This window comes from Amycolatopsis sp. NPDC114505, assembly GCF_055633615.1.
The window spans coordinates 654,074-678,729 of the sequence record NZ_JBVKDV010000004.1 but is presented as its reverse complement, the minus strand read 5'-3'; the positions used below and the strand labels follow the sequence as shown (position 1 = coordinate 678,729).

The window sequence follows — 24,656 nt, the reverse complement described above, 5'->3', positions numbered from 1 at the left end:
CTCGAACATCAACGGAAAGGCGAACAGAACATGGTTACCCGCCAAGAATGGATCACCGGCGCAGTACTCGATTTGACGTCCGAGCTGGATGGGTCGTGGGGCCTGGTGACCTATGTGCGCAACTCCGGCTACGTGACCAGCTTGTACGGCTGCATGGTGCTCCTCGGCCCGGCAGTTGATGCCCTTCGCATTGATCCGGTAAGGAACTGGCGGCCGTGGGCGTACACCATCGAACCCGTGTTGCCGTATGACGAGGACGAATTCGCGACCGGGTGGGTCGAGCCTGCCGGGTACGTCCACCACCCTCGTCTGAAGTACCCGCCGGGCTGGTTCATGCCCAGAGACTATCGCCCACGCCCGTTGGTCGTGGAGACTCGCACACCGATCAAGGAAGTGGCCGACCGCCTCGAAGAGGACGTGCTTCCCACTTACCGGTACTGGGCTGACCGCATCCGGGCACGCAACGCCCGACGCCGTGAGCGACTGGCGCAAGAACGCGCAGCCGCGCTCGACCTGGCGCAAGAGTTCGGCGGGCCAGTGCGTCTCGTGCCCGGGCCGCCGAGCGTCACCTCGTGCCGACTCGACGACGGGCAATCGCGCATCCAGTTGAACACTCGTTCGCCGTACGTGGAGATGTCGTTCTTCGTCCCTTGTGATCGCGCTGCCGTGATCGCACCAGAGTTGGCTCGGCTACTGGGTTTCGCCTCGACCACGACGACCTAAAAGAACTTCGAAAGAACAGCATGTCACACCAATATGGAGGAGATCACGATGGATGCCTCGATGACCGAACGCGATGAAGCCACCGGCGCTACCGCCACCAGTTACCACCACACTCGCGTCGTCGAGTTCGCCGGACGCACGCTCCGCGCGCGCGTCGAGCGCGACTACTACATCAACCAGAGCTTCGCTGTCGCCGAGGTACTCAGCGACCAAATGACGTGGACAAGCCTCGCCGCCGATGCTCCCAGCAACTGGTGGCACGACACGCCGCTACCGAGCGCAGACGTCCACGCTGCCACCGCTCTCGGCCCGCTGACCGAGCGTCTTCTCAGTAGGGCCGCCGAAATACTCGCTGCTCCGCCGACCACTCAGATCATTTCACCCCATGTCCACGGCGCGATCAGTGCCTTGCTGGCCACGACCTACGGCTTCGATGGCGAGAAGCGCATCGACCCGGACGACGTCGTTTGGGCGTACCACCATGGCGGCGCGCTGCACATACTCGAGCGCCCTGACGGTAGTGTCACCTTCACCAAAGCCCACCGAGGCGACTGTCCGTTCATTGCGACTGCTGGCGCGCAGAACTGCGACGACGAGTGCGTATTTACCCATCCGGCTGAGGTGAACCAGCAGGCGACACACTGACCTTCCCTGTCGGGGTTCCAGTACCAACGGGGGCGGATCACCATGATGGTGATCCGCCCCCGTTTGGTTGAGCTGACGGTCAGGTGGAGGTGAAGCGCTTGGGTGCCTCGCACGTTTTTGTCGCCAGTCCGTTGGTGACGAGCTTCTCCAGGGCGTTGTTCACCGCGCCGCTGGAGCGGACCAACTCAGTGCCGATCTTGGCGGGTCCGAACTCTTCGCCAGGACGGGCCTGCAGGAACTCCCTTACCAGCTCGTAAAGCGCGCCCTTCGGCAGTCGCTCCTTGTTCGGTGTGTCGGCCGTCGGGTCCCCGGAGGGTGCCGGGTCGGAGACAGCGCTGACGCCGACGGCAGGCGATGGCGAGGGATCCGCTTCTCGTTCCTCGACGTCTCCGGCGGGAGCGTCGCTCTTCTGATCTTCCATGGGGGCAACGTCTTCACCGGTTGCTGCGACTTCGGCGGCAGCGTCGTCGTTCTGTTCGTCGCGCAGCGTCCACGTGACGGGGACTGACTGGTCGTCGCCGGTGGTTCGGATGACCAGTCCTTCCTTGGCCCAGCGGGAAAGGAGCTTCGAAGCCGTTGAGCGTCCAACTCCGGCAGTTTTGGCGAGGTTCGCGGTTGTCGTGCCGGGGTTGGCTTCGAGCGTGTGGCGTACCTTCGCTTCCGCGGTCTCGGGTTTGGTGTCGTTCGACAACAGGTTCTGGGTTTCGGGCATGACGAGCTCCGTCTCGGAAGATGCGGTGGATGGTCATGCCCCGGCCGGGGCGGTCGCCCGCCGGTGCGCATCCAGTGGTTCGGGCTACATGTCTATGGACGCTCCGTCAACCCCTTCATGTCAAGCCATCGTCCAAACAAGACACATGTATCGCCCAGAAGTGCTTACGCGGACGCCTCAACGGGTTGTGGTTGGCCTGGTCGCGCCGACGTAGTCGTCGCCGGGGTGTCGGTAGGGCTCCACCTTGACGGTCTGTCCGAAGTCGGGGGCGTCGATCATGTTGCCGCCGCCGATGTACAGGCCGACGTGGTGGACGCGCCCGGCGGTGGCGTAGAAGACGAGGTCGCCGGGCAACAGCGGTGCGCCGGCGGGTACGTGCGGTCCGGTGGCGTACTGCTCGCGCGAGGTCCGCGGCAATGGGATGCCCGCGGCGCCGTAGGAGGCGCGGGTCAGGCCGCTGCAGTCGAATCCGGCGTCGCCGTCCAGCGGGCCGTTGCCGCCCCACACGTACGGCAAGCCGCGTTGTCCGCAGGCGTAGTTGATGGCCGTGAGCGCGGCAGGGGTCGGCGCGGCGATGTTCGCGCAGTCCCCGGCACCGGTGTGCTCGCAGGCCACTCCGGCGACCGCGGCCACGATCGCCTCCGCGGTCGACTGGTGTTGCCCGAACGCGTCCGGCGTGCCGGACCGCTGGACGGCCTGGGCCGCGTCATTGAGGCTTATCTGCTGCCAGCCGGATACAGCCTGCAGGTGCCGGTAGAACTGCGTCGCGGCGTAGGTCGGGTCCATGATCTGTTCGGGGGTGCCCCAGCCTTGGGATGGGCGTTGCTGGAAGAGGCCGAGGCTGTCGCGGTCGCCGTGGTCGAGGTTGCGCAGGGTGGATTCCTGGATGGCGACCGCGACCGCGATGACCCACCCGGGCTCGGGGACCTGCAGCTGCTTGCCGGTAGAGGTGATGATTGCGGCGTTGGCGAGCTGGTCGGGCCCGAAGCCAGGGACAGTGCCGGCAGTTCTCCCGCTGGGTGTGCAGGTTGTGCTCCCGGTCCCGGTGAGCGCGGTGACGACGGCCTGCGGTACGGCTCCGAGCAGCACCGGCAACGTCGCGAGCACGACGACAACGCCGATGGCGATCTTCGATCCCATGAGTCCTCCGCGCGTGATCAGGACCCGGGACGGCGAGTTCGGCTGGGTGTGGTGTCCGGCGGGATGGACGAAGGTGGCGGCAGCCGGTAGGCAACGGCCTGGCCGGACGTCGAGTAGCTCGCTTCGTCGGGCTCGGAGGTCGCCGCCGGGGCAAGGTTCGGCCAGGCGCGCGTCAGCTCGCCCAGTGCGTACCGCGGCGAAGTTCGCTTCGAGGACCTCGCGTTGAGCGGGAGCCAGATTTTGTCGGCCGGACTCGGGCACGGTGCGCCCGAGTCGAGGAGGTCGGTGGCTGCGGTGGCGACGGGGACGTCGGCGGTCTGGTCGAGGTCGGCGTGGATGCGGGCGAGCGCGGAACGGGCGCCGGCCTCGCGGCGGCTGGTCGGCAGCCAGAACAGCACCGGGGTGGCGATGCCGGTGGAGTCCGCGAGCCGGGCGTAGGCGAGCAACTTGCGGGAGACCTTGGTCAGCGACTCGCTGCCGGTGTCGTACTCGAGGAAGAACTCCAGCTCACCGGCGGCACTGGACCAGCGGCCGTAGGCGTCCGGAATGACGAGGTCGCCGAAGTGGCGGGCACAGCGGCTCTCCGACCACCACGCCGTGACCCCCTCACCACTCCGAACAGGGTCACGCCGTCGGCTGCGCGCGATCAGGGATGTAAAGAAGTCGCCGACGCCGACGGTGTGGGCGAGACGCTGGTTGTGGGCGATCGCCATCGCGCGGTCGTGCCGGTAGCCGAGGTCCTTGACCTCCAGGCCGTGCTCGGCGGCCAGGACGGCCGCGCCAGCGGGTCCGAGGACGTAGTGCATCGGCGCGGAGCCCAGCTGCCGGAAGGGCTGAAACCGGCTGACAGCGCGCCAGAGGTACAGCTCACGCAAGCGCTGGCGGGTCGAGCGGCTGGAGGGGAACGCGGCGTTCTGGATCTGGGCGGAGGTCAGGACGCGGTGCTCGAAGAGCAGGGCCAGGAGCCATTTGTCCCGGGCAGTGAGGCGCGCGGCGAGTGCGGCTTGATGTTCCACCGAGTTGGCTGCACGCGTGATGGTTCCGCCGGAACGGCACTGGCGAAGCATGTGCTGCCGACTGGTCACAGTGATCACCAGTTGCTCCGTTCAGTTTAGCGATCGCCGGATCCAGAGTGTCGATAATCCGGCAGAAGGGGGAAGGTTATTGAGGTTGGATGATCGTGAAAATATGATCGAATCATGACCATCAACGACGCGTTGTCTCCGTCCGGCAAGCCGCTTGAGGAGTTATTTGCTGAGCGAGTGAAGTTCGAACACGACTTGATCTCACAGCGGGTTACTTGGTTAATGACGCTGAATGGTTTCTTGATTGGGTCGATCACCGTGTTGGTGTCCAACGCTGACAAGCTCCCGTATCCCGCTGCTGGCACCGTGGCCCTGCTTGCTATAAGCCTCCTTGGGATGATTTGCAACGAGTCGTGCTTGTTTTCGAACTACTGGGGCGTCAGGGCTATCCGCGAGGCGGGTGGAGTTCTGGTTGATGAGTGGAGAAGACTTGATCTCGGCCAGAAGGAGCGAAGAATCCAGAGGATGCGCTTATATGGCAGAGATCCTCGTTCCTTCGGTCGTCCTGGCAAGGGTAAGCCGAGTCATGTGCTTCATCCCTGGATGTTGTTGCCTGCTAGCTTTTTCATGATATTTGTCGCGCTGTCGTTCCTTGGGCGTTTATTGATGCGAGACGGCAGTAGCTTGGGTTCTTTATGGGCTGTGTTAGCTGTTTTTTTGGCGGTGGCGCCATTTGTTGTATTCCCGTTGCTGGATCGACGTTACCTTGCAAGAGTTGTTGCAACCTGATTGCTACTGGATCCGGCGAGGGTCGATGTGATGTGTTCGAGCCATCTTTATGTGATCGTCGTCGTTGACTGGTCTTCCGTTCGGTGACACTGTTTTGAGCGCAGATCGATGGAAACTCTCCTCGGACCTATCGACGCAGTGCAGAGCTGACCGGATCTCCTTGGCTCGCCCGGGCACGGCGGGTCGCATCGGTGAGGTGATCATGGTGAACGGTTCGGTTTCGGCGCCGTTGACGACGAGCCGGGCACCGACGTGGTAGACGCCGAGGTGGGCGAGGTCGTGTTCGGACAGCCGCGGCGCGGTGTGGCGGGCGAGTTCACGGGCGTCCTCGGGGGAGGCGTTGAAGAAGATCTTCGACCTCGCGTTGGTCGAGATGCCTTCCTTGAGCTCGCGGGGGAGCTGTCCGAGGTGCTGGTGCGCGAGCGTCATCGCCAGCCGGAACCCGCGGGCTTCGGCGAGCATGTCCTCGATCGGGTAGGGCAGGTTGAGGAAGTTGTGGCACTCGTCGATCACCAGCGACGCGTCCGGGCGCTCGCGCTGCGGAACGCGGGCCCGGCCGGTGGTCGCCTGCCAGGTCCGGGCAACGACCAAGGACCCGACGAGCCGGGTCGTCTCGTCCCCCAGCGAACCTTTCGGAATCCGGACTAGGCAGATCCCGCCGTTATCGAGAACCTGGCTCATGTCGACGGTGGATCGGCCGCCGGCGATGGCGTCCTTGACGAACGGTCGCAGTAGGAAGGCGCGGAGCTTGTTCATCAGCGGGGATATGACCTGGCTGCGGCTGGAGTCGGTGAGCTCGTCGTACCACTCCCAGAACCCGGCGAGCACCGGGTCGGTCAGCCCGGAGGTGATCCGCGTCCGGAAGGCCTCGCTGGTCAGCAGCTTGGGCAGGTCGGCGAGCGTGGGCACGCCCTCCTGGGCACGTAGGGTCAGGCAGGCGGCGCGCATGAGGTCATCGGTCCGCGGACCCCAGAACGCGGAGTACACGCGGCGGAACACCGACACGAGGTTGTCGACCTCGCGGTCGGTCTCACCACCCTCGAGCGGATTGAGGCACGGTGGCCGCTGTCGAGAATCCGCGTCGAAGAGCACGACGCGGTCCGCGGACTCGCGCGGGAGCCGGGAGAGGACGTCGGTGACGAGGTCGCCCTTGGGATCGATGAGCACGATGCCGCGGCCGGCGTCCGCTTCATCGAGGATCAGGTTCCCGAGCAGCGTCGACTTCCCGGAGCCGGTGGCGCCGAGCACATGCAGGTGGTGGCGGGCGTCGGGCACGCGCAGCCCGACCGGGCGGGCGTGGCCGCTGTCGGCGACGCCGAGCGGCTTGACCTCGGGCCCGGGCACCGCGACGCCCGGCGGTGGCGAGACGGCCTTGGCGCCGGCGCGCTCGATGCCCGGGATCTCGGCGTCGACCGGCAAGTGGGCGAGCGCGGCCAGCTCCGGCACGGAGAGCAGATCGCCGCGATGAAGGCGTCGAGTGCCGAGGGCTTGAGCTGGGTGGAGCAGGCGGACGCGGTGGAAGTGGTTGTGCTCGGTGTAGGCGGCGAAGCTCGCGGCGAGAGCGTGCGCACGGCCGCGAGCGGTGTCCCGGGTCCGCCGGACGTCGGCGTCGGCGGCGTCGGCCGGGAGATGGGTGGTGACGGCGTAGCGGACGACGGCCTCGTACTGCGAGCCACGCTGCTTGCTGACGATCGCCCGGTTCTGCGCGGAGTACTCCAGCGACAGCTGCGGATCCCGGCTGATCCGCTGCGCATCACGTGACCGCCCCGAACGAGCTGCCGACGCGCCCGGCGTGAGCAGGTCGAGGACGCGACCGCCGAGCCGACCGGACGCGCCGGCGTGGACGCGGCGCGCGGCGCGGCGTGCTCGGCTGACTCGCCGGCCGGTGGCCGGTCGGGCGAGGATCTGCACGCTGGCGTATTCGTCGCGGCCGAGGCCGACCGGGGCGCCGAGCAGGCCGCGGATCGGGTCGGCGTCGAACCCTGTGCGGATCGGCAGCGCTTCGGGTCGCGCGAGTCGCAGCTGGCCGCCGACCGTGACCGGCCGTCGGCCGGTACTGGCTTCGTGCAGCGGCGGCTCGGCCGCAATGGTCCGGGTGTGGCAGCCCGGCCACGCAGCTTCGACCGCGCGCTCGACCAGGCCCGGCGGGATCACGCCCGGGACCCACAGCTGCAGGGTGACGCCGTGTTCGGAGAATCGGTATTCCCACGCGAGGTGCGGCTGGCCGGTGAACCAGCGTCGCCAGCTCGGGCGGAGCAGGCCGACGAGGTTGGACCACAGCAGGACGCCTCCGGCGGGATCGACGGTGGGCGGCGCGAGCACAGTGACGCACCGCGCGTCGGCGAGCAGCGCGGCGTGGCACCGGCTCCGCCACCAGCGCCGACCAACGGCCTGGCCCGCCGCGATGAGCGCGAGCACCGGAAGGACGATCGGTGTCCAGCTCACCGCCTCGTCGATGACGCCGGCGAGCAGCCGGTGCACCGCGCCCCACGGATCGGTCAGGTATCCGCCGACCCATCCCTCGTTCCGGATCACGAGGCGACCTCCGGGCCGAGGTCGACGACGTCGTCCATCGCGGGGTCGCCGAAGTCCTGGGCGATCTCGGCGAGTTCAGCGGGGTCGGTGGTGATGAGGACGTTTTCCGTCGGCGAGGCGAGGGCTTGGAAGGCGACCCATTCGGTGCCGGAGCCGAGCAGACCTTGCCCACGCTCGGCGGTGAGCAGGAACTGGCGTTGGCCTTCGGAGAGGTTGAAGGTCGCCGCGATCTGGTCGATCGCTTGCGGGGACTGGCGCAGCAGCACGGAGGTGGCGGCGTTGGCCACGATCGCGCGGCCGAGGTCGCTGCGCAGGAAGTCTTCGATGTCCTGGCTGGCGACGGTAAGCCCGGCCCAGTGCTTGCGGAAGGTCTTTGCCATCCGGTGCAGGAACTTCGCGCCTTCCGGTGACTGCATCAGCAGCCACGCCTCGTCGACGACCACCAGCCGCCGGCGACGGTCGGCGGGGTTCGATACTCGCCGCCAGATCGCATCCAGCGTCAGCAAGGTGCCGATCGCCTTGAGCTCGTCGGGCAGGTCCCGCAGGGAGAACACGACGAGGTGTCCCTCGGGTGTCGTGGTGGTGGGCCCGGCGAACAGGTCGGCGAAGGCGCCGTCGACGAACGGGTGCAGCCGAGCGGCGAGGTCCGTGGCTACGACATCGCAGGTGGCCGCGAGGGTGTCGCGCAGGTCCCGCATCAACGGCGCAGGCCGCGTCCAGGTGCGCGAGTCGTCGGTGATGCCGGCGTTCGCGTAGGTCGCGAGGATCGCGGTGTCGAGTACGGCGCGTTCGCCGGCGGCCAGCTCGGCGCCCAGACACACGGCGAGCACGGTGTGCAGGAACAGCGCACGCCGGTTCAGCGCGTCCTGCGGGGCGGTTCGCCGTCCGGAGGCGGTGATGTGAATGGGCAGGTCGAAGGGGTTAAGCCGGACACCTCCAGCGCCGAGGTGGACGTAGGCACCGCCGACCTGCTCGGCGAGGCGGGTGTACTCATCCTCGGGATCGATGACGAACGCCTGGATATTCCGGTACAGGCTCCGCAACGTCTCCAGCTTGACCAGGTAGGACTTGCCCGAGCCTGACCGGCCGAGGACGACGGAGTTGTGGTTGTCGCAGGCGAATCGGTCCCAGTGCACCAGGCCCTGGGAGCCGACGTTGTAGCCGTAGAGCACGCCGCTGGGCGAGGTCGACGTCGGATCGACTGCGGGCAGGTCGGGTGATGTGAAGGGAAACGCGGCGGACGCGGCGGCGGTGTCGAACGTCCTTTTCAGACCTAGCGAGTCCAGCCCGAGCGGCAACGTGGTGACCCACCCCTGCAGCGACCGGTAAGTCGCGGGTTTGGCGTCCAGCAGCAACGAGGCGCACAACGACCGCAGCGTCGACACCTCCTCGGCGAGCGCCTGCTCTTCGGGTGCGTGGATGGTGAGGTAGAGGCCGAACTTGAAGAGCCGGCCTTCGCCGCGGGCGATCCGCCGGGACAGGTCGGCGGCGTCGTCGGCCGCGGCGTCGAGGTCGGGGTCGTCGAGCTGGTCGTGGCGCGCGTGGTGGCGGCGCGAGGATTCCAGCCGGGCGCGTTGCTTCTTCAGGCCGCTGGCCGCGGTGACGGGGTCGACCGGCTGGACGTGGACGGAGACGTCGAGCCGGGCGGGGTAGGTCAGCAGCGGGGCGAGCCAGCCGGGGTAGACCTCCTGCGGGTAGCCGGTGACGCCGAAGGAGGCGACCCACTCGTTGCCGACCTCCAGGTGCCGTGCGCCGATCGACAGCGAGTCCGGCGTAAACGCCGCAGCGGAACCCGGGTGCTGGGTGCGGGACATCGCGCTTACCTGCCTTCGCTGTCGTCGTCGTAGAGGTCGGTCAGCGAAGCGGCGGTGACGATGTCGTCGGCGCCGGCCAGCGCAGCCGAGGGCGGGAGGAAGGTGTCGGGGTTGCAGGCCGCGGCCAGCACGCCGGTTGCAGTGGAGGCGTCGAGGGCGGTGACGGCGATCCCGGCCGTGGTCAGCAGCTCGACCGCTTCGGCGAGGCGGCGGGCGAGCCGCTGTTCGGCGGCCTGGCGCGCGCCGTGATCGACCGGGATGGCGTCGGGTTGGCTCCGGAGGCGCCGCACGGTCGAGGTGATACTGCCCGTGACCGGCGACCGTGTCGGTTCGCGCAGCACAAGCAGCACCTGGCGCCGCAGCAAGTCCGCGTGCCGGCCGAGCTCGGCGAGAAAGTTCGCGTGGTCGTGGGCGGCGGATTCGAGCGCGGGGTGGGGGAGTCCGCCCGCCCGGGCGCGCAGCTCGTCGATCTGCGGGGCGAGGTCGAGCCGTTCGGCCCGAACCAGGAACTGCACCGGCGCGGTCAACGAGTGCAGGTACCGCGCGAACGAGCTGACGAGTGCCTCCTGCTCGGCGGGGGTCCGCAGGGAGAAGTTGACCGTCGAGCACGCGGCGATCACCGCGAGCCCGTCGGCCCCCAGATCGACGACGCCGGCGGTGACCCCGTCCTCGACACCGCGCGCGGGCAGCTCCAGCGGCATCGGCGCCACGTCGTCTCGCGTGTGCTCCCCGGCGAGCCATGCTGGCACCGGCCGGACGCCCTCCGGGGCCGACACCTGGCGGCGCGGGGTGAGGCGCTGGCGCAGCGCGGCCAGCACCAGCTGGTCGAGGGGAACGCCGTCGCGGCGGCCGAGCGTGAGCACCGTGACCGCGAGCCCGATCGGGGCCGTGACGAGCAGGAACAGCGGCACCGGGAGCACGGTGCGGGTGGCGCCGTAGAGGGCGTAGAGCAGGAGGCCTGTGACGCCGAGGATCGCCAGCTGCCGCGCGGTGAGCGGGCCGAGCACGCGGTCGGGGCGGTCGACGTCGGCGGGAATGCGCACGGGACGGGACATGACCTCGCTACCTCACTTCGACTTGGGACGGCGGCGTCGCGGCGGCAGGTCCAGCGGCAGGGGCAACTGCGTGCCGACCGGCTTCCGCACCGACGCCGGCGGTGTCGGGTGCTGGGGTTTCGGCTGGCGCCGGAGGCCGAGCGGGAGGGGGTACTGCCCGGATGCGAGTGGCCGGTTGCCGCTGAACGCGTCGGGCGCAAGACGACGGTGAGCGCGGGCCGCGCGGTTGATCTGCCCCGACGGCGTGATCAGGCCTGGCCCGGTCTGCGGCGTGCGGATGGTCCTGCTGGGCTCGTCGGCGAGGCTGCGTCGCGTGTGCCGCGGAGTCTGTGGTGGCAGGTGGATCGGCAGCATGCCCGCGCTCGGCGCGATCAGCGCGTTGGGCAGCTTCGCGGGCGGTCGCGCGTTGCGGCTGACCCGTCCGTCCGGCGTCAGCAGTCCCGGTTGCCGCGGTGGGCGCGTGGTCGGCGTCGGTGCGGCGAGGTCGTCGGCCAGCGAGCGTCGCGGGGTTCGGTCGGGATCGCGGCGCACGGTCATCGGCAAGCCGCGCTGGTCCGCGGGCAGCGGGTTCGGCAGATCCTTCAGCGGCAGTGCACGAGGGTTCGCCCGGATCGTCGAGTCGCCGGTTCGGCTGGTGAACAGTGACAGCTGGCCCGGGACGGGCGTTCCGTCGAGCGCGCCGGCGCGGGGGAGTTCGTCCCATCCTCGGCGTGAGGTTCGGGCCGCGCTGGTGGTGCGGCGCAGTTTCATCGGCAGCATGAACTGCCCGGACCGCGTCGCCGGCGGATCCGGCAGTGCGCTCGACCCACCGATGCGTGCGCGCGAGGTGCCGCGGCTGCCGGCTGCGCCCGCGCCGGCAAGCAGACCCATCGACTTGTAGGCGATGACGCCGCGCGCGATCCGTCCGAGCATCGAGGGGCGTCCGGAGCGCAGCGGGGCGAGGAACCAGAACGGTATTTTGATCAGCACGTACATCAGCGCGATGCACAGCAGCAGGTTCATCAGCGCGGAGATGCTCGGCCCGAAGATCGTGAACCCGCCCGGGGCGAAGAAGACTTTCACCGTGACCACGAGCGTCAGCGACTGTCCGACTTGGATGGCCAATACGCCGCCGCAGCCTTTCCACCAGAGGTAGGCGATGCCTTCGGTGTGGGGGAGCGCGTGGAGCATCAGCGCGATCGGTGCGGCGGCGATCAGCAGGATCGTTACGATCACCCGCACGACGAACACGACGAGCAGGACCAGCAGCATCGCCACCAGGCCCAGCCCGAGGATGCCGAGGAAGATGCCGCCGCCGTGCAGGGAGCCCTGCACCATCGTGATCAGGCTGCCGGTCATCTGCGCCGGATCGGTGCCCTCGCCCAGCACCGCGGCCGACAGCGCGTTGGCGACCTGGATGCCCTTGGTCACCAAGAACAGCGACAGCGTGCCGGCGAGGAAACCGACGATGAGCCGGGGCGCGAGTTCCTTGACGGCGTAGCGGGCCTGCAGCGTCTGGTAGCTCATGATGATTAGCCCTGCCAGCAGCACCAAGATCACGTAGGCGGTGAGCAGGATGTGCCACGAGCCGGTCCAGACCGCACCCAGGCCGGGCAGCTGGTCCGGCTCGGGAGTGGTCAGCAGCGTCTTGCCGAGCAGATCCAGCAACGGGTTGAGCCCCGCGGCGACAACGGCGGCGAACAACGCGCCAGCCGCGACGACCATGCACCCGGTCAGCGAGGTCAGTCCGCACTCGGCGCCATCTCCCGGCAGGTTCGGTACCGGCGCCGGCGGCTGCGTAGCGGGGACGAGGGTGGACGGCTGCGGGATGCAATTCGGTCCCTGACACGGCGCGGTGGTGTCGGCCGGTGGCGCGCACTCCGGCGTAAGAGAGCCGGGGAAACACGGCGGCGGAGACGGCAGCGCGGTAAGCGGCGGCAAGGGCGTCGCCGGAATCGACGGCGCCGAGCTTGCGCTCGGAAGGTGACAGGCCGGTTCGGCCGAACCCGGTGCGCAGCTCGCGCCGGGCGGGAGCGGCAGCGGCGGGTCGACCTGCGCCGCGGCGATGTGCTGCGGACCGGCGGTGGCCGCGCTGGTGGCGACCGTGCTCCGCACGGTCGCCAGCAGCGCCACGACGATGGCGAGCCACACGGCGCGCCGCGGACGACGTGCCAAGGCTGGTGCACTGGGTGCGACCGTGCGGCGTGGTGTGGGGGCGGACATCGGCTACACCCCGCCGACGATCGTCTTGAGGATTTCGACGACGAGCGGCGCGAGGGCGGCGAGCCCGAACCCGATGCCGGCTGCCTTGAACGCGCCCTTGGCTTTCTCGATTTCGCCCGGGTCGTTGGAGGCCATCAGGTAGCGGAGTCCGCCGATGGTGAGGAACACGAGCGCGACGCCGGCGAGGATGCCCATGATCCATGTCCGGATGTTCGACAAAACCTGGTCGACCGACTGCGCGAGCGCGACATATTGCACGGTCTCCGCATGCGCGGTCGACCCGCCGAGCAGCAGCGCCGCGGCGGCCAGCGTGCAGCCGAGCAGCAAAACCGGGCGACGTGGTCGTCGCGTAGACATCGGAGCTTCCGGCACAAATTCAGTCCGCCGGCAGCTCACCGCACGAGCCGTCAGCCGGACGGACGCCCGGTGGTTGCGCCGGTTCGGCGGGCGCAGGGCGGGGGTGTGATGGCCGGGGCGGCGCGAGATCAGTCGCATGAGGACGCCTCCTGAACGGCGCCCGGTTCCGAAGTGGACCGGGATGGGCGAGGACGCGCGGGCACTCGCGTCCCGCGGTCACCAACTCCGGATTTCGGTGAGCGGGGAGACATCGGCCGCTGCGTCTTCTCCGGCCCTCGGCTGCTGCTGCGCGGCCGTGCGCGTCGCGTTGGCAGGTCGGTGTCGAGGTAGTCGGCGAGCTTGCGTTCGGCGCGATGGCGCGCTTGCTGGGTCGCCTTGTACGCCTGACCGCGCGCCCGCGCGGCCTCGGCCAGCGACAGCTCGCCAAAGCGCGTGTCACCGATCAACGCGGCCTCGGCGGAAGTCAGGACGCCGGCCTCGACCGCGGCGAGCAGAACAAAATCCGGGTGTCCGCCAGCCTGCTCGGTTGCGGGGGCGCGTGCGCCGAGGTCGGCGACCGGTGCCGCGGCGTCGAGCGCCTCGCGCAAGGCGCGGTGGCCGGCGCGGTAGGCGGCCCAGCGCAGCCGCACGAGGATGGCCGGCCGGGTGAGATCGACGTCGACCAGGGCTTCGAGGAATCCGGTCAGCACCGCGGCGTGGATGTCGTGGACCTCGCCGCGGAACCGGTTGGTCAGCTTCGCGGCGACCGGCAGCAGCACCGGCAGCGCGAGTCCGACGCAGGCGACCGTCCACGTGCCGGCTTCGGCACGGGAGCGGGTCACGAGCGCGGTCCACACCGCGTCCCGGGTCTCCTGTGGACATCCTTTGGAGACAGTCAGCGCGCCCACCTCATCGAGCGGCACCAGCCGCGCCGGGAGACCGCTCACCTTCCGGCCGTCGAGGGCGACCGGGTGCGGGCCGGTGACGAGCCAGGCGAATGCGGCGCGGGCGGTGTCGAACACGCCGAGCTCGGCGCGAGGTCGCGCAGCGGCGGGCCGGGGTACGGGCTTCTGCGGTGCGGTGGGCTGATCCATGACGGCACTCCTGAGCGAGCGGAAAGTGACGTCGCCAGGAAGCCCGCCAGGCCGCATCAAAACCGCTTCAAGCCCAGGTCAGAGCCGTGTCAGAACCGCTTCAGAGCCACGTCATGCCTGCGTGCGCGGGCCGAAATGCGCGGGTCGAACTGAGCTCCAGACCTGCGGTGTCACGCTCGTCGCGGCCCGGCCTGAGGTCCGTTGAGAACTCGTTTTCGGCGCGGCAGTGTCTCTTGCCGACCTCGTCTTCGGAGTTAGCCGGCGACCGCGCAGAAGGTCACCGACCCGTCCGGTCGGTGACCCGCATCCGGAGGTTCCGCCCGTGACCCGACGTACGCCGTCCCCGGCCAACCGACCGTCCGACCGCGACGACTCGACCCGCCCACACCGCCCCCGACCCGCCAACGGCATCCCCTACCCGGGCGCACCCGACCCCGCTGGCACAAGCACGCGGCCGCGCCGCTCCACGAAGACGACCAAACCCGCGAACCGCATCCGCGAACTCGCGCCGATCCCGCCGACCGTATGGACAGCCGGGCCTGAGCCGATCGGCCCGACTGCCACCTGGCCCGTGCCGATCATCGAAGCCATCACCACGAGCTTCTCCGCCCCTGAAGATCGAGTCGTACTCGCGCCGTGGCCGACCGCGAGGGCGGACGCGGAACGAGAAGCTGACGACGAGCTGACGGCAGCGCATCAGGCCGTGCGCGCGCTTCGCCACGACGCCGCGGTGCGGCAGCTCGTACCGACGACCTCCTCATCGGAGAGCGTCACCGCGGACCTCGAAGACCGCGCCGCACGCGACGTACAGCGAAGCAACTTGGTCATCACCTCGTTGCGTCCGGAACTCGGAGCTAACGGCTCGATCGAGACGTTCACGCTCGTGGCGGCTCGCGCGCTCACTTTCGGCGGGGTCTTCGCGGTCTACACCTCCAGCAACTGGTCAACCGGCCGGCTGACCGACCCGTCCGAGTCGCTCATCGCCGCCGCGCAAAACGCCGACCTGCTCTACCTGCAGCACATCATCACCCTGCACGTCCCGATCAAGAACGGTCGCTTGCAGCCGCCGCCCGAGCCCGACGACAAGCACGGCGACCACAGCGCGCGAAACCCCGGATCGGGAGCCGTGCACGCACGCGTGCACGGGGACGTACTCGTCTTCGCACAGGCCCGCGCCGACGTCGAGCCGTCCGAGGACCTCCGATGAGCAGCCGCCCGGAACCCAGGAGCGTCACCATGACCACCGCGCCGCCGTCTCTGGCTGACGAACCGACCATGCCGCTGTCGAGGGCGTTGATCGACGCCCTCGACACCGACCCATCCGTCGGCGCGCCGACGGGCGAAGGCGGCTTGCCGCTGTCGGTGTGGGCGACCGCGCAGACCTCGCCGGCCGCGCAGCGCAAGGGCCGGTACGTGCCGGAGTCGACCGCGCACCCGGCCAAGATGCTGCCCGCCGTCGCCGCGCACGCCATCGAGCACTACACGCAGCCCGGCGACCTCGTCCTGGACCCGATGTGCGGGATCGGCACCACCCTGGTCGAGGCGATCGACCTCCGCCGCCGAGCGGTCGGCGTCGAATACGAGCCGCATTGGGCCGACATCGCCCGCGCAAACCTGCGCTTCGCCTGCAAGCGCGGGCACGATCACGACGGCCAGGTCATCCGCGGTGATGCCCGCCAGCTCGAGATGCTCCTGCCGGACAAGTGCGTCGGCCGGGTGGCGCTGGTGGTGACGTCCCCGCCGTACGGGCCGTCGGTGCACGGCTTGGTCAAGACGGACCGGGAGACCGCTGATGGGAGGGTCAGTAAGCGCCATTACCGCTACGGCAGCGCGCTCGACCGCGGCAACCTCGCCAATATCGGCCATCACCGCCTTCTGGTCGGCTTCACCCGCATCCTCACTGCCTGCGCGCGCGTGCTGCGCCCGGGCGGACACGTGGTGATCACGGTCCGGCCGTGGCGCGAGCACGCCGAGCTGATCGACCTCCCGTCCCAGGTGATCAACTGCGGCGTCGCGGCCGGCCTCGACCCGGTCGAACGGTGCGTCGCCCTCCTGGCCCGCGTCGCGGAAAACGATCTGGTCGTGCGCGGCAGCTTCTTCCAGCGCGACTTCATCCGCAAGCAACGCGAGGCCGGTCTGCCGCTGCACCTGATCGCGCACGAGGACGTCATCGTCTTCCGCAAAGTCGCCCCACCCGTGGTCGACCACGCGTCCTCCAGGACCGCCGAGAAGCCGCATGCTGCTCCGTTGCGCTGGCGAACGGCATGACCACGGCAAGGCCGGGCACGGTGACGGACTGCCTTGGTGATCCAGCAGGTGCAGCACGCCGGGGCCGATCAGCGGCTGCGTTCGGCTACGTCGGGTGATCCTCGCGACGAACGTCGCCGCCACGTCGGGCGCGACGCTCGACCTGGCATTGCTCACTGTCCCGGTCGGAGCCGTGTGCGCTGGAGCGGCCCTCGGAATCCGAGATCACGTGCACGAGGCGTTCGGCCCAATCGGGGTCGCCGTGGCGATCGGCTGCGGCACCGGTCTGTCATGGCTGCTGGGATCCCCGGCCGTCGCGGCCGCCAGTGCTCTCGCCTTTCTCCTGTCGGAAACCACCGACGCGTACATCTACGCCCGGCTGACGCGCCGGCGAAGGCGTGCACTCGCGATGATCGGCTCGAATGCCGCCGGCCTCGTAGTTGACAGCGTCGTGTTCGTCCCGCTGGCCTTCGGCACCTGGGCACCGATTACCGGCCAAGTCGCCGGTAAAACCTCGGCGACGGCGGTCGCGGTCGGCGCACAGGCGGTTGCCCGAGCGACGCGGTTGCGGCTGGCGGCTCGATGAAGTTCTACCTGGTAACGCATCAGCCAGCATGGCTCGCCCGGCCGCTCGGCGTCCGCCTGTTCGTCTCGCACCGCCGCCTCGCCGGCCGCAAGACGATGCCGCGAGCCCAAGGACCGTGGGCTCTGGACTCCGGCGGATTTACCGAGCTGACGATCCATGGGCGGTGGCGCACCACTCCGGACGCCTACGTCAGGGCGGGCCGCCGCTACCGGGCGGAGATCGGCAGTCTGGACTGGGCAGCGCCACAGGACTGGATGACCGAACCGGAGATCTTGGCCCGCACCGGCCTCACCGTCGCTGGCCATCAGCGGCGCACTGTCGACAGCTACCTGCAGCTGCGTGAGCTGGAGCCCGAGCTGTCGTTCATCCTGGTTTTGCAGGGCCAAACCGTCGCCGACTACCAGCGCTGTGCCGATTTGTACGAACGTCACGACGTCGACCTGGCCGCGCAACGGCTCGTCGGGCTGGGCAGCGTGTGCCGGCGCCGAGCCAGCCAGGAAGTCGACGACATCGTCCGCGCCCTGGCCGAACGAGGACTACGACTGCACGGCTTCGGCGTCAAAACCTCAGGACTCCGGCGCTTCGGCGACGTCCTCGCGAGCGCGGACTCGATGGCGTGGAGCGCCCGTGGCCGCCGCGAACCCGGCTGCGCGCCCGGCCATCGAAGTGAGGCGAACTGCCTGCCATACGCACTGGCGTGGCGGCGCACCCTCGTCGACAGCCTGAGTACCACCCAGCGCATAAACCGGCAGCCGTCGCCGGCTTGTACGCGCCCGCCTCGCGGACGCGCCACCAGAACGAAGACCCGGGATGTGCTGCCATCGCGACCGTGCGGTGGTCGGCATTAAGGAGGTGCATGCCATGAGCGAGGAACGGTTGTCGCGTCGCGCCTGGACGCCGAGGGAAGTCGCGGCGCAACTCGGAATTCCCTACGAGACAGTACTCGACCTAATTCATAAAGGCAGTATTAAGTCTCTGAAAGCAGGGCGGTATTACCTGGTTCCTGATTTCGAATTAGACCGCTACCTGCGCTCGTGTCAGGGATGCTAGCGTCAATGTCGATCAAAAATTCGAAGCGCTCGAATCATCTCGTAACTGACTCTTTGAAGGAGTTTTGCTGTGGGCAGGCTGTCGACACCGATAGGCGCCTACGGCGTCATCGCGGTCGAGAAGCTACCCAAAACCAAGAGGCAGGGTGTGCGCTATCGCGCGAGCACCTACTTCAGGACAAGCGACGGAACCCTGCAGCGGGTGCGCCGGCAAGCGGTCGGCAAGGACCTGGCCATCAAGCGGCTGAAGGAAGCTCTCGGCGACCTCACGACGAAGTCGACCGACGGAGAAATAAGCCGGTCGACCCGATTTGAGGAAGTAATCACCCTGTACCTCGATGAGCTCGACGAAGAGGCAAGTTTGGGAAATTTCTCGCCGACATCCGTCCGGCTCTACCGCAGTGTGCTCAAGAACTGGGCGACCCCCCCGCTGGGGCAGTTGCAGTGCTGCGAGGTCAACGTCACCCGCTGCAGCAAGGTGATCAGGGACGCCCGGAAGAAGAAGAGTTACGACACCGCGAAGACCCTGAAGGCCGCGATGTCGGGCGCGTGCGACTACGCGGTCAGGCACGGCGCCATGGACGAGAACCCGGTCCGAAAAATCGGCCGGATGACACGCAACGGCGAGCAGAAGAAGGTGGAAGCGCTCACCGCCGAACAACGCGTCGACTTGCTCGCCAAGCTGCGCGCGTACGCACTGACCCGCCAAACCGACGCCTGCGGCCGACCTCTCGGCCCCCGCGGCCAGCTCTGGCTGGACCTGGCGGATCTGATGGAGATCATGCTCGCCACCGGCGTCCGGATCGGCGAAGCGTTGGCGATCCTCGGCACCGACATCGACCTCGACGCCAAGACCGTGGCGGCGACCCACCACATCATTCGTGTCGCCGGAGCCGGTCTGGTCCGCCGTCCCCAGCGCAAGGGCAACCAGGATGAGCTCGTTCTCGGTGTACCGGCGTGGGCCCTGCCGGTTCTGCAACGACGCAGGATCGCGGCAGCGGACGGCACGATCTTCGCCTCCTTCGCTGGCGGCTTCCTCGACCCGTCTAACGTCATCAACCGGCTCAGCGAGGCGGTGACCGCAGTAGGGTACGAGTGGGTGACCAGCCACGTGTTCCGTAAGACGGTCGGCACCGTCCTCGACGAAGCGGGCTTGCCGACAACGGCGATCGCCGACCAGTTGGGTAACAGTCGGCAGGTCGCCGAGCGCCACTACCGGAAGCGCCGCGCCGCCAACACGGCGAATGTGGCTGCGCTCGAGGACATGATGCGCGCAGGTGGATGAGATTGCGAGTCTCGCGGGAGCTCGTGCTGATCCGATCGCTGGCACGAATGGGAAAATTGGGGGCATCCGCGTCTCCGGTGCGGGCCCGCCTGCGGAGATCGCTCGACGTGAGAACATTATCGGAAAAGCTGTCGTCAAACTAGCTTGATATCAAGGGTGCAAGTACGACCTACTTCATTTCTGACGGTTTTGTTCGGCTGCCGGGAACCCCTACGGTGACGATGTGCCTTGGGAACGAGTCGCCAGGCACGTCGAACACCGTGTGATCGATGAGCGCACTCAGGTGTGGCGGCGCTCCGGTGGGATCGAATGCCTTGTGGCGCAGCGAGACCAGGAATCCGATCCGGATATCCGTGGTTTGATAAGTAATCGCCTGCTTGAGGTACGCCTGCTTGTCGCTCAAGGCCTGTTTCATCGAATCGACCTTCATCTCGATGCAGACGCTGAATCCGTTGAACCTAATTCTCAGGTCGATCCGGCCGCCGCCGACGTGCTGGACCTCGAACTCGGTGATCGCGCCAAGGCTGCTGGATTTCAGATAGTTGTAAAGATCCTCGTGGATGTCGGCTTCGACGGCCTTCGGGTCGAACAGGTACGGATACAGGTCCGATTGGGCGTTGGTCCGTGAGCTGACGAACTGGATGATCAGCCGGAGGACGTCGTCGACGGCATCCTTTGGCTCTCCGGCGTAGTCGGGGCTGGCTTCCAAACAAGTCTGGAGCTTGGCGTATACCTCCGCCTCGACCAGGTTGAGGCTGTGCCTGCCGATGGTAGCGTCGTTGACCACCTTGGCCAGTTCGGCGAGGGCTTCGGGTGACAGCTTCTCAGCGAGTTCGACCGCGGCCGTGGATCCGGGTAGGACCAACTGGTTGAGTGGCTGCGGCAGCGACGCGGTCGCCGTGCCGCTACCGCCTTTTCCCGGCCCTGCACCGGCCAATGCTTGCGCCTTCGCCGCCTGAAGGACCGCCTGCGCGGCGGCGAGCTTCTCGGCGACCTTGCGTGCGCGGTCACCCACCGCGGTTGCGGCTTCCTGCTCCAAGGCGTGGGTGTGATCTTCAAGGTTGCTCAGCAGGCCCGCGGTCCTGGCGAATCCCGATTCGATGACCGGCTGGACGAGCCTGAGCAGGCCGTCGATGTCCTCCTCGTGGGAGACCACCGCGGTGGAGCGCGAGCCCACGTAGATCTGGAGCAGGTCGTCAACGACCACCTCGGCCTTATAGAAGCTGTCTCGTTCGAACTCCTCCCGGAGCCGGCCCAGGTCGTCGGCCAACTGAGTCCACGCCAGCAATGCTGCTTGCTTCGGATCCCCGTACCAGTGGTTGAGGCCCATAGCCGTCACATTGATCCGACGAACCCGCTCAATCAGGTCGGCCAAGGCGAGTGGTTCGAGCTGGGAGGTCGACAGGGCCCCTACATCCGGCCTCGGCGAAGACTCGTCGAGGAGCGCACACAGCACTTCGACCACGGTCAAGAGGATGCTGGCGTCTTCACGTTCGTAAGTGTCCCAGGCGACCCGCAAGTACCCGGCGGACGCTTCGAGGTTGCGCAGCATGACCAGCAGGTCCGTGGCGCGGAGTGCGCCGACCAGCTCGATTCCCGCCAGCACCCACGCGGCGTCGGAGGCGATGTCTTCAGGATCGGCGCCTGGACGTGACCGGCCGACTGGTGCGTCAATCCCAGCAACGAGGCGTACGACGCCGGCGAGGCTCGCGGCGTGTGGCCAGTGGTCGACGGCGACACTGATGGCGCGGACGACCGCGGTGCCGAGCGGCTTGGGCATCGGCGCGTCGAAGCGCTCCAGAAGAGCCAACAACGCGAATGGCGATCCGATCTCGCACAGGGCAAGCCGGGTGCGGGCCTCGAGGGCGTCTGCCGCTCGCAGGGCGGCGCGGTTGTCCGGATCCGGCAAGTTGAGGAATTCGTGTACAGCGTCTTCTAGGGCCTTGGCCAGAACCGCGCCAACCTCGTTCAGCGCCGGTCCGCTAGTGAGCAGAGCCTCCAGACTGTCGGAGAGGATGACCGGGTTCGTGGTGGAGGTGACAGCGGTCGACACGCGGCGCATGGCTTCCGAGTAGCTGCTGGTTCGGCCGCTTGAGTTCGCGGCCTCGTGCGCGACCAAGTGGACCAGCGGCGGCAGCACTGGGCTATCGGCGAGATCAGCGGCGTCCCGAGCCAGTCGCTCCCAGCCACCGAGTGTGGCGAAAGCGCCCTCGGAAGGCGGTCCTCCCGAGCCTGCCGAAAGCAACTCCGTGAGGTCTCCCTCCAGCTCAACGGCCGCACCGCCGCTCATAGCATTCCTCTCGTCCGCGGTTAACCCACCCAGCTTCTCACCACACGTAGGAGTTACCCTCCGCGACAACCCGGTTGGCATCCGGAAGAAGCTCGACGAGTGGGGCAGCGTTGCGGGTAGCGACGAAGATCTGCATCTCCGCCTCGCCCGCGACGTCCCGCAGTGCTTTAACCATGGTGGCGAGGTCCTCTTCCGGCATTTCCTCGGCGGACGGCGAGTCGAGGACCAGGAAACCTGGGTGACGGCCGATCCCCCCGACGTAGCCGTGCTGGATGAGTGCGATGGCGGTCGCGATCTTGACTCTCAGCTTCTCGCCGTCTGTCAGCCCGGAGTACGTCTGCTTGACGTCGTTCTCGCGGAGCTCCATGTTGGCTGCGCCGCTGAGCTTGAAGCCGCTGAGGTTCTCGGCGCCGAAGCTCTGCGTCAGGCGTTCGATATCGGCGGAGATCCGGGCCAGCATCGGGTCTTGGTCGCTCTTCACCCACTTCTTCAGCGCCTGTTCGGCCGCATCCACGACGGCGAGCTGCACCGGGTCGACCGGGTCGACTGTCGCCGGGTCGCTCGATCGGGTTAATGCCCCGAGCGCGCCTTCGGCGCGGGCTAGGTTCAGTTCGAGCGCGCGACGGTCGCTCGTGGCTGAAAGAAGTTCACTCCCCAGTTCGACTCGCGCAGCCACCGCGTCACGTTCCTTCGTCAGCGCCGCGATCTCCGCGGTCAGCTCCGCCACAGCGGCCTCGGCAGCGGTCACCGCGGTCTGTGCCGCGTCGACCCCATCCAGGGGGCCCTCTTCGGCATCCGCGGACTCGCTCCCGGACGTCCTTGCGACCATGCCGGCCACGAGCTCGTCCGGGACGGATACGGCCACGATGACATCGGATTGGAGGGCTTCAAGATTTAGTTCACTGGTGCACACCGAACACTCGTGTTTGTCCGGTTCCGCCGCCTGCCGCTCAGGGGTGACCTGTGCAGCGCAACGTGGGCACACCGAAGGACGCATGCGGTGGAAGAACCTGGCCGCGAGCGCGTCCTCGTAGCTGGTGTGCACATGGGCCTTCAGCGCTTTGAGCTGTTGACGTGCCGTTCCGGCGAGTGAAGTCTGCGCGATCAGCTTCGCCTCAAGCTCGTGCACCTTTCGTGCGAGGTCTGATGCGCGGGTTGCGGCGTTGAGCATCACCTGTACATCCGGTGTTCCAGCGGGCAGCTTTGCGATTTTTGCTCGGATATCCTTGACCTGCGTCTCGGCCGCGCTTCGGCTCGCTTCCACTGCTTCACCGGCTGCCTGCGCCTTCTCGTTCGCGGCGGATCGTGCTTTGTCCATGCCGCGTCGCGCTGTCATGGCGGCAGCCTGCACCGGTGCCCAGTCCGTGCCGATGAACATCTGCATCATCCGGACGCCGATGGTCTGTTCGTTGCCGACGATCGGGTCGAGCTGGTTCGCGCGGACCACGAACGAGCTGGAGTACGCGGGCCACGCGTGCACCCGCGCCGCTGTGTCCGTCCAGACGGGGATGTTCTCCAGCCGCAACCGAGTCATCATTAGCGACCCCATGACACCTTCGAAGTCCGCGCCATCGAACTGCCCGAGGACTGTGGAGCTGGTGTCGCCGTCGATCGCTGCAACCTTAGTCACTTGCCCGGTGGCCACTCCGTCCACAGCGTCGAATGCCACTTGCAATCGCTCGGAACCCACCGTCCAGTCGACCTCAACGTGCTCAATCCAGCTCCGGACGTCGTTCTGGAACTGCGGACACCTGCCGGTCAACGACCACATGAGAACGTTCAAGAGGGTCGACTTGCCGCGAAGATTCCGTCCCGAGCCGATCCCGTTCACACCGGGCTGCGGCGACCATTCGAATTGAAACGGGACTTGCGCCTTTGGTCTTGCCTGCTCATCTATGTCCGGCGCCGGGCCGTCCTCTTCCGAGCCAGCCGTGAGAGAGAGGTCGTCGACGACGGGCCGGATCCACTCGGGCAGATCGGCGGCGTCGATCAGCGGGTGTCCTTGTGCATCGGGGTGATCCGGCTTGAGCCACTTCGTGCCGCTGAAATGCATCCGGGTCGCGCGCAGCGACACGGGAACCGCCTTAGTACCGCCGAGCGGGATGCCAAGCCCGCTGAGGATCTGGTCGACCTCGTCGACGGAGAGGCTGATCGGACCGCCTGTCCGCCTCCTGGCCAGGACGTCAACAACCTTCTTGCCCAGGGCGCTCACGCTTCTTCCCCTTCCTGACCGACCATTTCAGGGGCCAACACAGGTTTCGCTGCATTTAGCGCGTTGAGCCGCTCGCGCACCCGCGGCGCGATCGGCGCGATAGCGACTCCTAGATCCGTTCCCGCGTACGTGGCTTGGCGGTATTGCCGGTCCTTTAGTGCCTGCCCGCCGTCGTCTCCCGCGACGAGAGCGACCAGCTTCACCTGCTCGGCGTACCACCCCAGAATCGGATCCGTCGCAAGCTCCGTGACTGCGGACGCCCCGGCTGGCGTCAGGAAGAAGAGGTTGCGCTTGCTTTGCTTACCTGGTTGTCCGGTGCGGCGCAGCGTGGCGAGGCCGTAAGTCTCCAGGAGGGAGAACGCGTCGTCGAGCTGCTCGTACGCGCCGAAGAACCACCTCGGCATGGGGTACCAGCGCAGGTCAGGCTCAGGATCGTCCAGGAGTGATCGTGCCGTGACCAGGTAGCTGGGGTCGGCCGTGCCCGCTTCCACCATCGACACCAGCTCGTCGGCAAGGTAGTCCGGGTTTCGCAACCAGAAGTCCATCGCCTGGAGCCGCAGCTCGCTTCGGACGGACTTGACCGTGCCAGGCGGGTCTCCATCCATGGCTGGCGTGCCGCATCCGTCCAGGAGAACGAGCAATCGAATGGCGTGCTGGGTCCGCGTAGCAGCAGGGCGGCCCTCTGTATCTCCGGACTCCGCTGCGGTGGCCATCTTGTCCAACTTGGCATTCCCCCAGAAGCACCGCTAGTCGACCAGGCGACCTTCACTAGAACGGCCGCCAGCGTGCTCGCAGACGGCAGCGCGGCGGCCTCACGGCACATGATCACGCCGCCAACTACGTCGGACCAGTGCGACCGTCTGTTACGAACTGACACGTCACATGGCAGACACGGTATGTAACTGATGCTGAATAGC

The 24,656-nt window shown here is 67.7% G+C and carries 21 protein-coding genes; 9 read left to right on the top strand and 12 right to left on the bottom strand.

From position 1 onward, the window contains the following. Positions 1 to 30: 30 nt before the first annotated feature. On the top strand, positions 31 to 723 hold the full coding sequence (locus ACZ7OU_RS40890; RefSeq protein WP_470259406.1) for a hypothetical protein: 693 nt from the start codon (positions 31 to 33) through the stop codon (positions 721 to 723). Positions 724 to 771: 48 nt separating this feature from the next. Then, entirely contained in the window at positions 772 to 1,368 is a 597-nt protein-coding gene (locus tag ACZ7OU_RS40885; RefSeq protein ID WP_470259405.1) for a hypothetical protein, read from the top strand. 79 nt (positions 1,369 to 1,447) lie between these two features. On the opposite strand, the gene ACZ7OU_RS40880 is transcribed toward ACZ7OU_RS40885, so the two are convergent. From ACZ7OU_RS40880 to ACZ7OU_RS40870, 3 genes are all read right to left on the bottom strand, one after another. Continuing rightward, positions 1,448 to 2,080 carry a MarR family transcriptional regulator gene (locus ACZ7OU_RS40880; RefSeq protein ID WP_470259404.1) on the bottom strand — a complete coding sequence of 211 codons (633 nt, stop codon included), beginning with the start codon at positions 2,078 to 2,080 and terminating at the stop codon, positions 1,448 to 1,450. A 177-nt stretch (positions 2,081 to 2,257) separates the two neighbouring features. After that, positions 2,258 to 3,220, bottom strand: a complete 963-nt coding sequence (locus tag ACZ7OU_RS40875; protein ID WP_470259403.1) for a C40 family peptidase — start codon at positions 3,218 to 3,220, stop codon at positions 2,258 to 2,260. Positions 3,221 to 3,237: 17 nt separating this feature from the next. Next, positions 3,238 to 4,314: a replication-relaxation family protein gene (locus ACZ7OU_RS40870; protein ID WP_470259402.1), complete on the bottom strand. Its 1,077-nt coding sequence runs from the start codon at positions 4,312 to 4,314 to the stop codon at positions 3,238 to 3,240. A 105-nt stretch (positions 4,315 to 4,419) separates the two neighbouring features. Here ACZ7OU_RS40870 and ACZ7OU_RS40865 point away from each other — a divergent pair, with 105 nt between their 5' ends. Then, positions 4,420 to 5,034: a hypothetical protein gene (locus ACZ7OU_RS40865; RefSeq protein ID WP_470259401.1), complete on the top strand. Its 615-nt coding sequence runs from the start codon at positions 4,420 to 4,422 to the stop codon at positions 5,032 to 5,034. A 3-nt stretch (positions 5,035 to 5,037) separates the two neighbouring features. Here the strand turns inward: ACZ7OU_RS40865 and ACZ7OU_RS40860 are convergent, their stop codons facing one another. The 6 genes from ACZ7OU_RS40860 to ACZ7OU_RS40835 form a co-directional block, all read right to left on the bottom strand. Next, positions 5,038 to 7,569: a type IV secretory system conjugative DNA transfer family protein gene (locus ACZ7OU_RS40860; RefSeq protein ID WP_470259400.1), complete on the bottom strand. Its 2,532-nt coding sequence runs from the start codon at positions 7,567 to 7,569 to the stop codon at positions 5,038 to 5,040. Continuing rightward, a complete protein-coding gene (locus ACZ7OU_RS40855) occupies positions 7,566 to 9,383 on the bottom strand; it encodes a VirB4 family type IV secretion system protein (protein ID WP_470259399.1) in 1,818 nt (605 codons plus the stop codon). The genes ACZ7OU_RS40860 and ACZ7OU_RS40855 overlap by 4 nt, the downstream gene beginning before the upstream one ends. A gap of 5 nt (positions 9,384 to 9,388) precedes the next feature. Continuing rightward, entirely contained in the window at positions 9,389 to 10,438 is a 1,050-nt protein-coding gene (locus tag ACZ7OU_RS40850) for a PrgI family protein (RefSeq protein WP_470259398.1), read from the bottom strand. A gap of 12 nt (positions 10,439 to 10,450) precedes the next feature. Beyond that, on the bottom strand, positions 10,451 to 12,592 hold the full coding sequence (locus tag ACZ7OU_RS40845; RefSeq protein ID WP_470259397.1) for a TrbL/VirB6 family protein: 2,142 nt from the start codon (positions 12,590 to 12,592) through the stop codon (positions 10,451 to 10,453). Between the two features lie 51 nt (positions 12,593 to 12,643). Continuing rightward, on the bottom strand, positions 12,644 to 12,997 hold the full coding sequence (locus ACZ7OU_RS40840) for a pilin (RefSeq protein WP_470259683.1): 354 nt from the start codon (positions 12,995 to 12,997) through the stop codon (positions 12,644 to 12,646). A 128-nt stretch (positions 12,998 to 13,125) separates the two neighbouring features. Next, a complete protein-coding gene (locus ACZ7OU_RS40835; RefSeq protein WP_470259396.1) occupies positions 13,126 to 13,998 on the bottom strand; it encodes a sigma-70 family RNA polymerase sigma factor in 873 nt (290 codons plus the stop codon). Between the two features lie 643 nt (positions 13,999 to 14,641). Between ACZ7OU_RS40835 and ACZ7OU_RS40830 the strand changes: the two genes are divergently transcribed. From ACZ7OU_RS40830 to ACZ7OU_RS40805, 6 genes are all read left to right on the top strand, one after another. Then, positions 14,642 to 15,277: a hypothetical protein gene (locus tag ACZ7OU_RS40830; RefSeq protein ID WP_470259395.1), complete on the top strand. Its 636-nt coding sequence runs from the start codon at positions 14,642 to 14,644 to the stop codon at positions 15,275 to 15,277. Continuing rightward, positions 15,274 to 16,338, top strand: coding sequence for a TRM11 family SAM-dependent methyltransferase (locus ACZ7OU_RS40825; protein ID WP_470259394.1), 1,065 nt, complete (start codon positions 15,274 to 15,276; stop codon positions 16,336 to 16,338). The genes ACZ7OU_RS40830 and ACZ7OU_RS40825 overlap by 4 nt, the downstream gene beginning before the upstream one ends. A 94-nt stretch (positions 16,339 to 16,432) precedes the next feature. Further along, positions 16,433 to 16,903 (top strand): VUT family protein, encoded by a 471-nt coding sequence (locus ACZ7OU_RS40820; protein WP_470259393.1) that lies wholly within the window; start codon positions 16,433 to 16,435, stop codon positions 16,901 to 16,903. Beyond that, positions 16,900 to 17,751 (top strand): deazapurine DNA modification protein DpdA family protein, encoded by an 852-nt coding sequence (locus ACZ7OU_RS40815; RefSeq protein ID WP_470259392.1) that lies wholly within the window; start codon positions 16,900 to 16,902, stop codon positions 17,749 to 17,751. Before ACZ7OU_RS40820 ends, ACZ7OU_RS40815 begins: the two co-directional genes overlap by 4 nt. Further along, positions 17,714 to 17,953 (top strand): excisionase family DNA-binding protein, encoded by a 240-nt coding sequence (locus tag ACZ7OU_RS40810; RefSeq protein ID WP_470259391.1) that lies wholly within the window; start codon positions 17,714 to 17,716, stop codon positions 17,951 to 17,953. The genes ACZ7OU_RS40815 and ACZ7OU_RS40810 overlap by 38 nt, the downstream gene beginning before the upstream one ends. 69 nt (positions 17,954 to 18,022) lie before the next feature. Continuing rightward, positions 18,023 to 19,237: a tyrosine-type recombinase/integrase gene (locus tag ACZ7OU_RS40805; protein WP_470259390.1), complete on the top strand. Its 1,215-nt coding sequence runs from the start codon at positions 18,023 to 18,025 to the stop codon at positions 19,235 to 19,237. A gap of 169 nt (positions 19,238 to 19,406) precedes the next feature. Here ACZ7OU_RS40805 and ACZ7OU_RS40800 read toward each other — a convergent pair whose 3' ends face one another. From ACZ7OU_RS40800 to ACZ7OU_RS40790, 3 genes are read right to left on the bottom strand one after another with little or no spacing between them, the layout of a single operon-like run. Then, entirely contained in the window at positions 19,407 to 21,527 is a 2,121-nt protein-coding gene (locus ACZ7OU_RS40800; protein WP_470259389.1) for a hypothetical protein, read from the bottom strand. A 37-nt stretch (positions 21,528 to 21,564) separates the two neighbouring features. Further along, entirely contained in the window at positions 21,565 to 23,739 is a 2,175-nt protein-coding gene (locus ACZ7OU_RS40795; RefSeq protein WP_470259388.1) for an ATP-binding protein, read from the bottom strand. Beyond that, on the bottom strand, positions 23,736 to 24,452 hold the full coding sequence (locus tag ACZ7OU_RS40790) for a hypothetical protein (protein WP_470259387.1): 717 nt from the start codon (positions 24,450 to 24,452) through the stop codon (positions 23,736 to 23,738). Before ACZ7OU_RS40790 ends, ACZ7OU_RS40795 begins: the two co-directional genes overlap by 4 nt. Positions 24,453 to 24,656: the final 204 nt, after the last annotated feature.

Bases quoted from the DNA above. Each gene is read 5' to 3' on its own strand.
- ACZ7OU_RS40890 (WP_470259406.1), top strand. From the start codon at position 31: ATGGTTACCCGCCAAGAATGGATCACCGGCGCAGTACTCGATTTGACG.
- ACZ7OU_RS40885 (WP_470259405.1), top strand. From the start codon at position 772: ATGGATGCCTCGATGACCGAACGCGATGAAGCCACCGGCGCTACCGCC.
- ACZ7OU_RS40880 (WP_470259404.1), bottom strand. From the start codon at position 2,080: ATGCCCGAAACCCAGAACCTGTTGTCGAACGACACCAAACCCGAGACC.
- ACZ7OU_RS40875 (WP_470259403.1), bottom strand. From the start codon at position 3,220: ATGGGATCGAAGATCGCCATCGGCGTTGTCGTCGTGCTCGCGACGTTG.
- ACZ7OU_RS40865 (WP_470259401.1), top strand. From the start codon at position 4,420: ATGACCATCAACGACGCGTTGTCTCCGTCCGGCAAGCCGCTTGAGGAG.
- ACZ7OU_RS40855 (WP_470259399.1), bottom strand. From the start codon at position 9,383: ATGTCCCGCACCCAGCACCCGGGTTCCGCTGCGGCGTTTACGCCGGAC.
- ACZ7OU_RS40850 (WP_470259398.1), bottom strand. From the start codon at position 10,438: ATGTCCCGTCCCGTGCGCATTCCCGCCGACGTCGACCGCCCCGACCGC.
- ACZ7OU_RS40840 (WP_470259683.1), bottom strand. From the start codon at position 12,997: ATGTCTACGCGACGACCACGTCGCCCGGTTTTGCTGCTCGGCTGCACG.
- ACZ7OU_RS40825 (WP_470259394.1), top strand. From the start codon at position 15,274: ATGAGCAGCCGCCCGGAACCCAGGAGCGTCACCATGACCACCGCGCCG.
- ACZ7OU_RS40815 (WP_470259392.1), top strand. From the start codon at position 16,900: ATGAAGTTCTACCTGGTAACGCATCAGCCAGCATGGCTCGCCCGGCCG.
- ACZ7OU_RS40810 (WP_470259391.1), top strand. From the start codon at position 17,714: ATGTGCTGCCATCGCGACCGTGCGGTGGTCGGCATTAAGGAGGTGCAT.
- ACZ7OU_RS40800 (WP_470259389.1), bottom strand. From the start codon at position 21,527: ATGAGCGGCGGTGCGGCCGTTGAGCTGGAGGGAGACCTCACGGAGTTG.
- ACZ7OU_RS40790 (WP_470259387.1), bottom strand. From the start codon at position 24,452: ATGGCCACCGCAGCGGAGTCCGGAGATACAGAGGGCCGCCCTGCTGCT.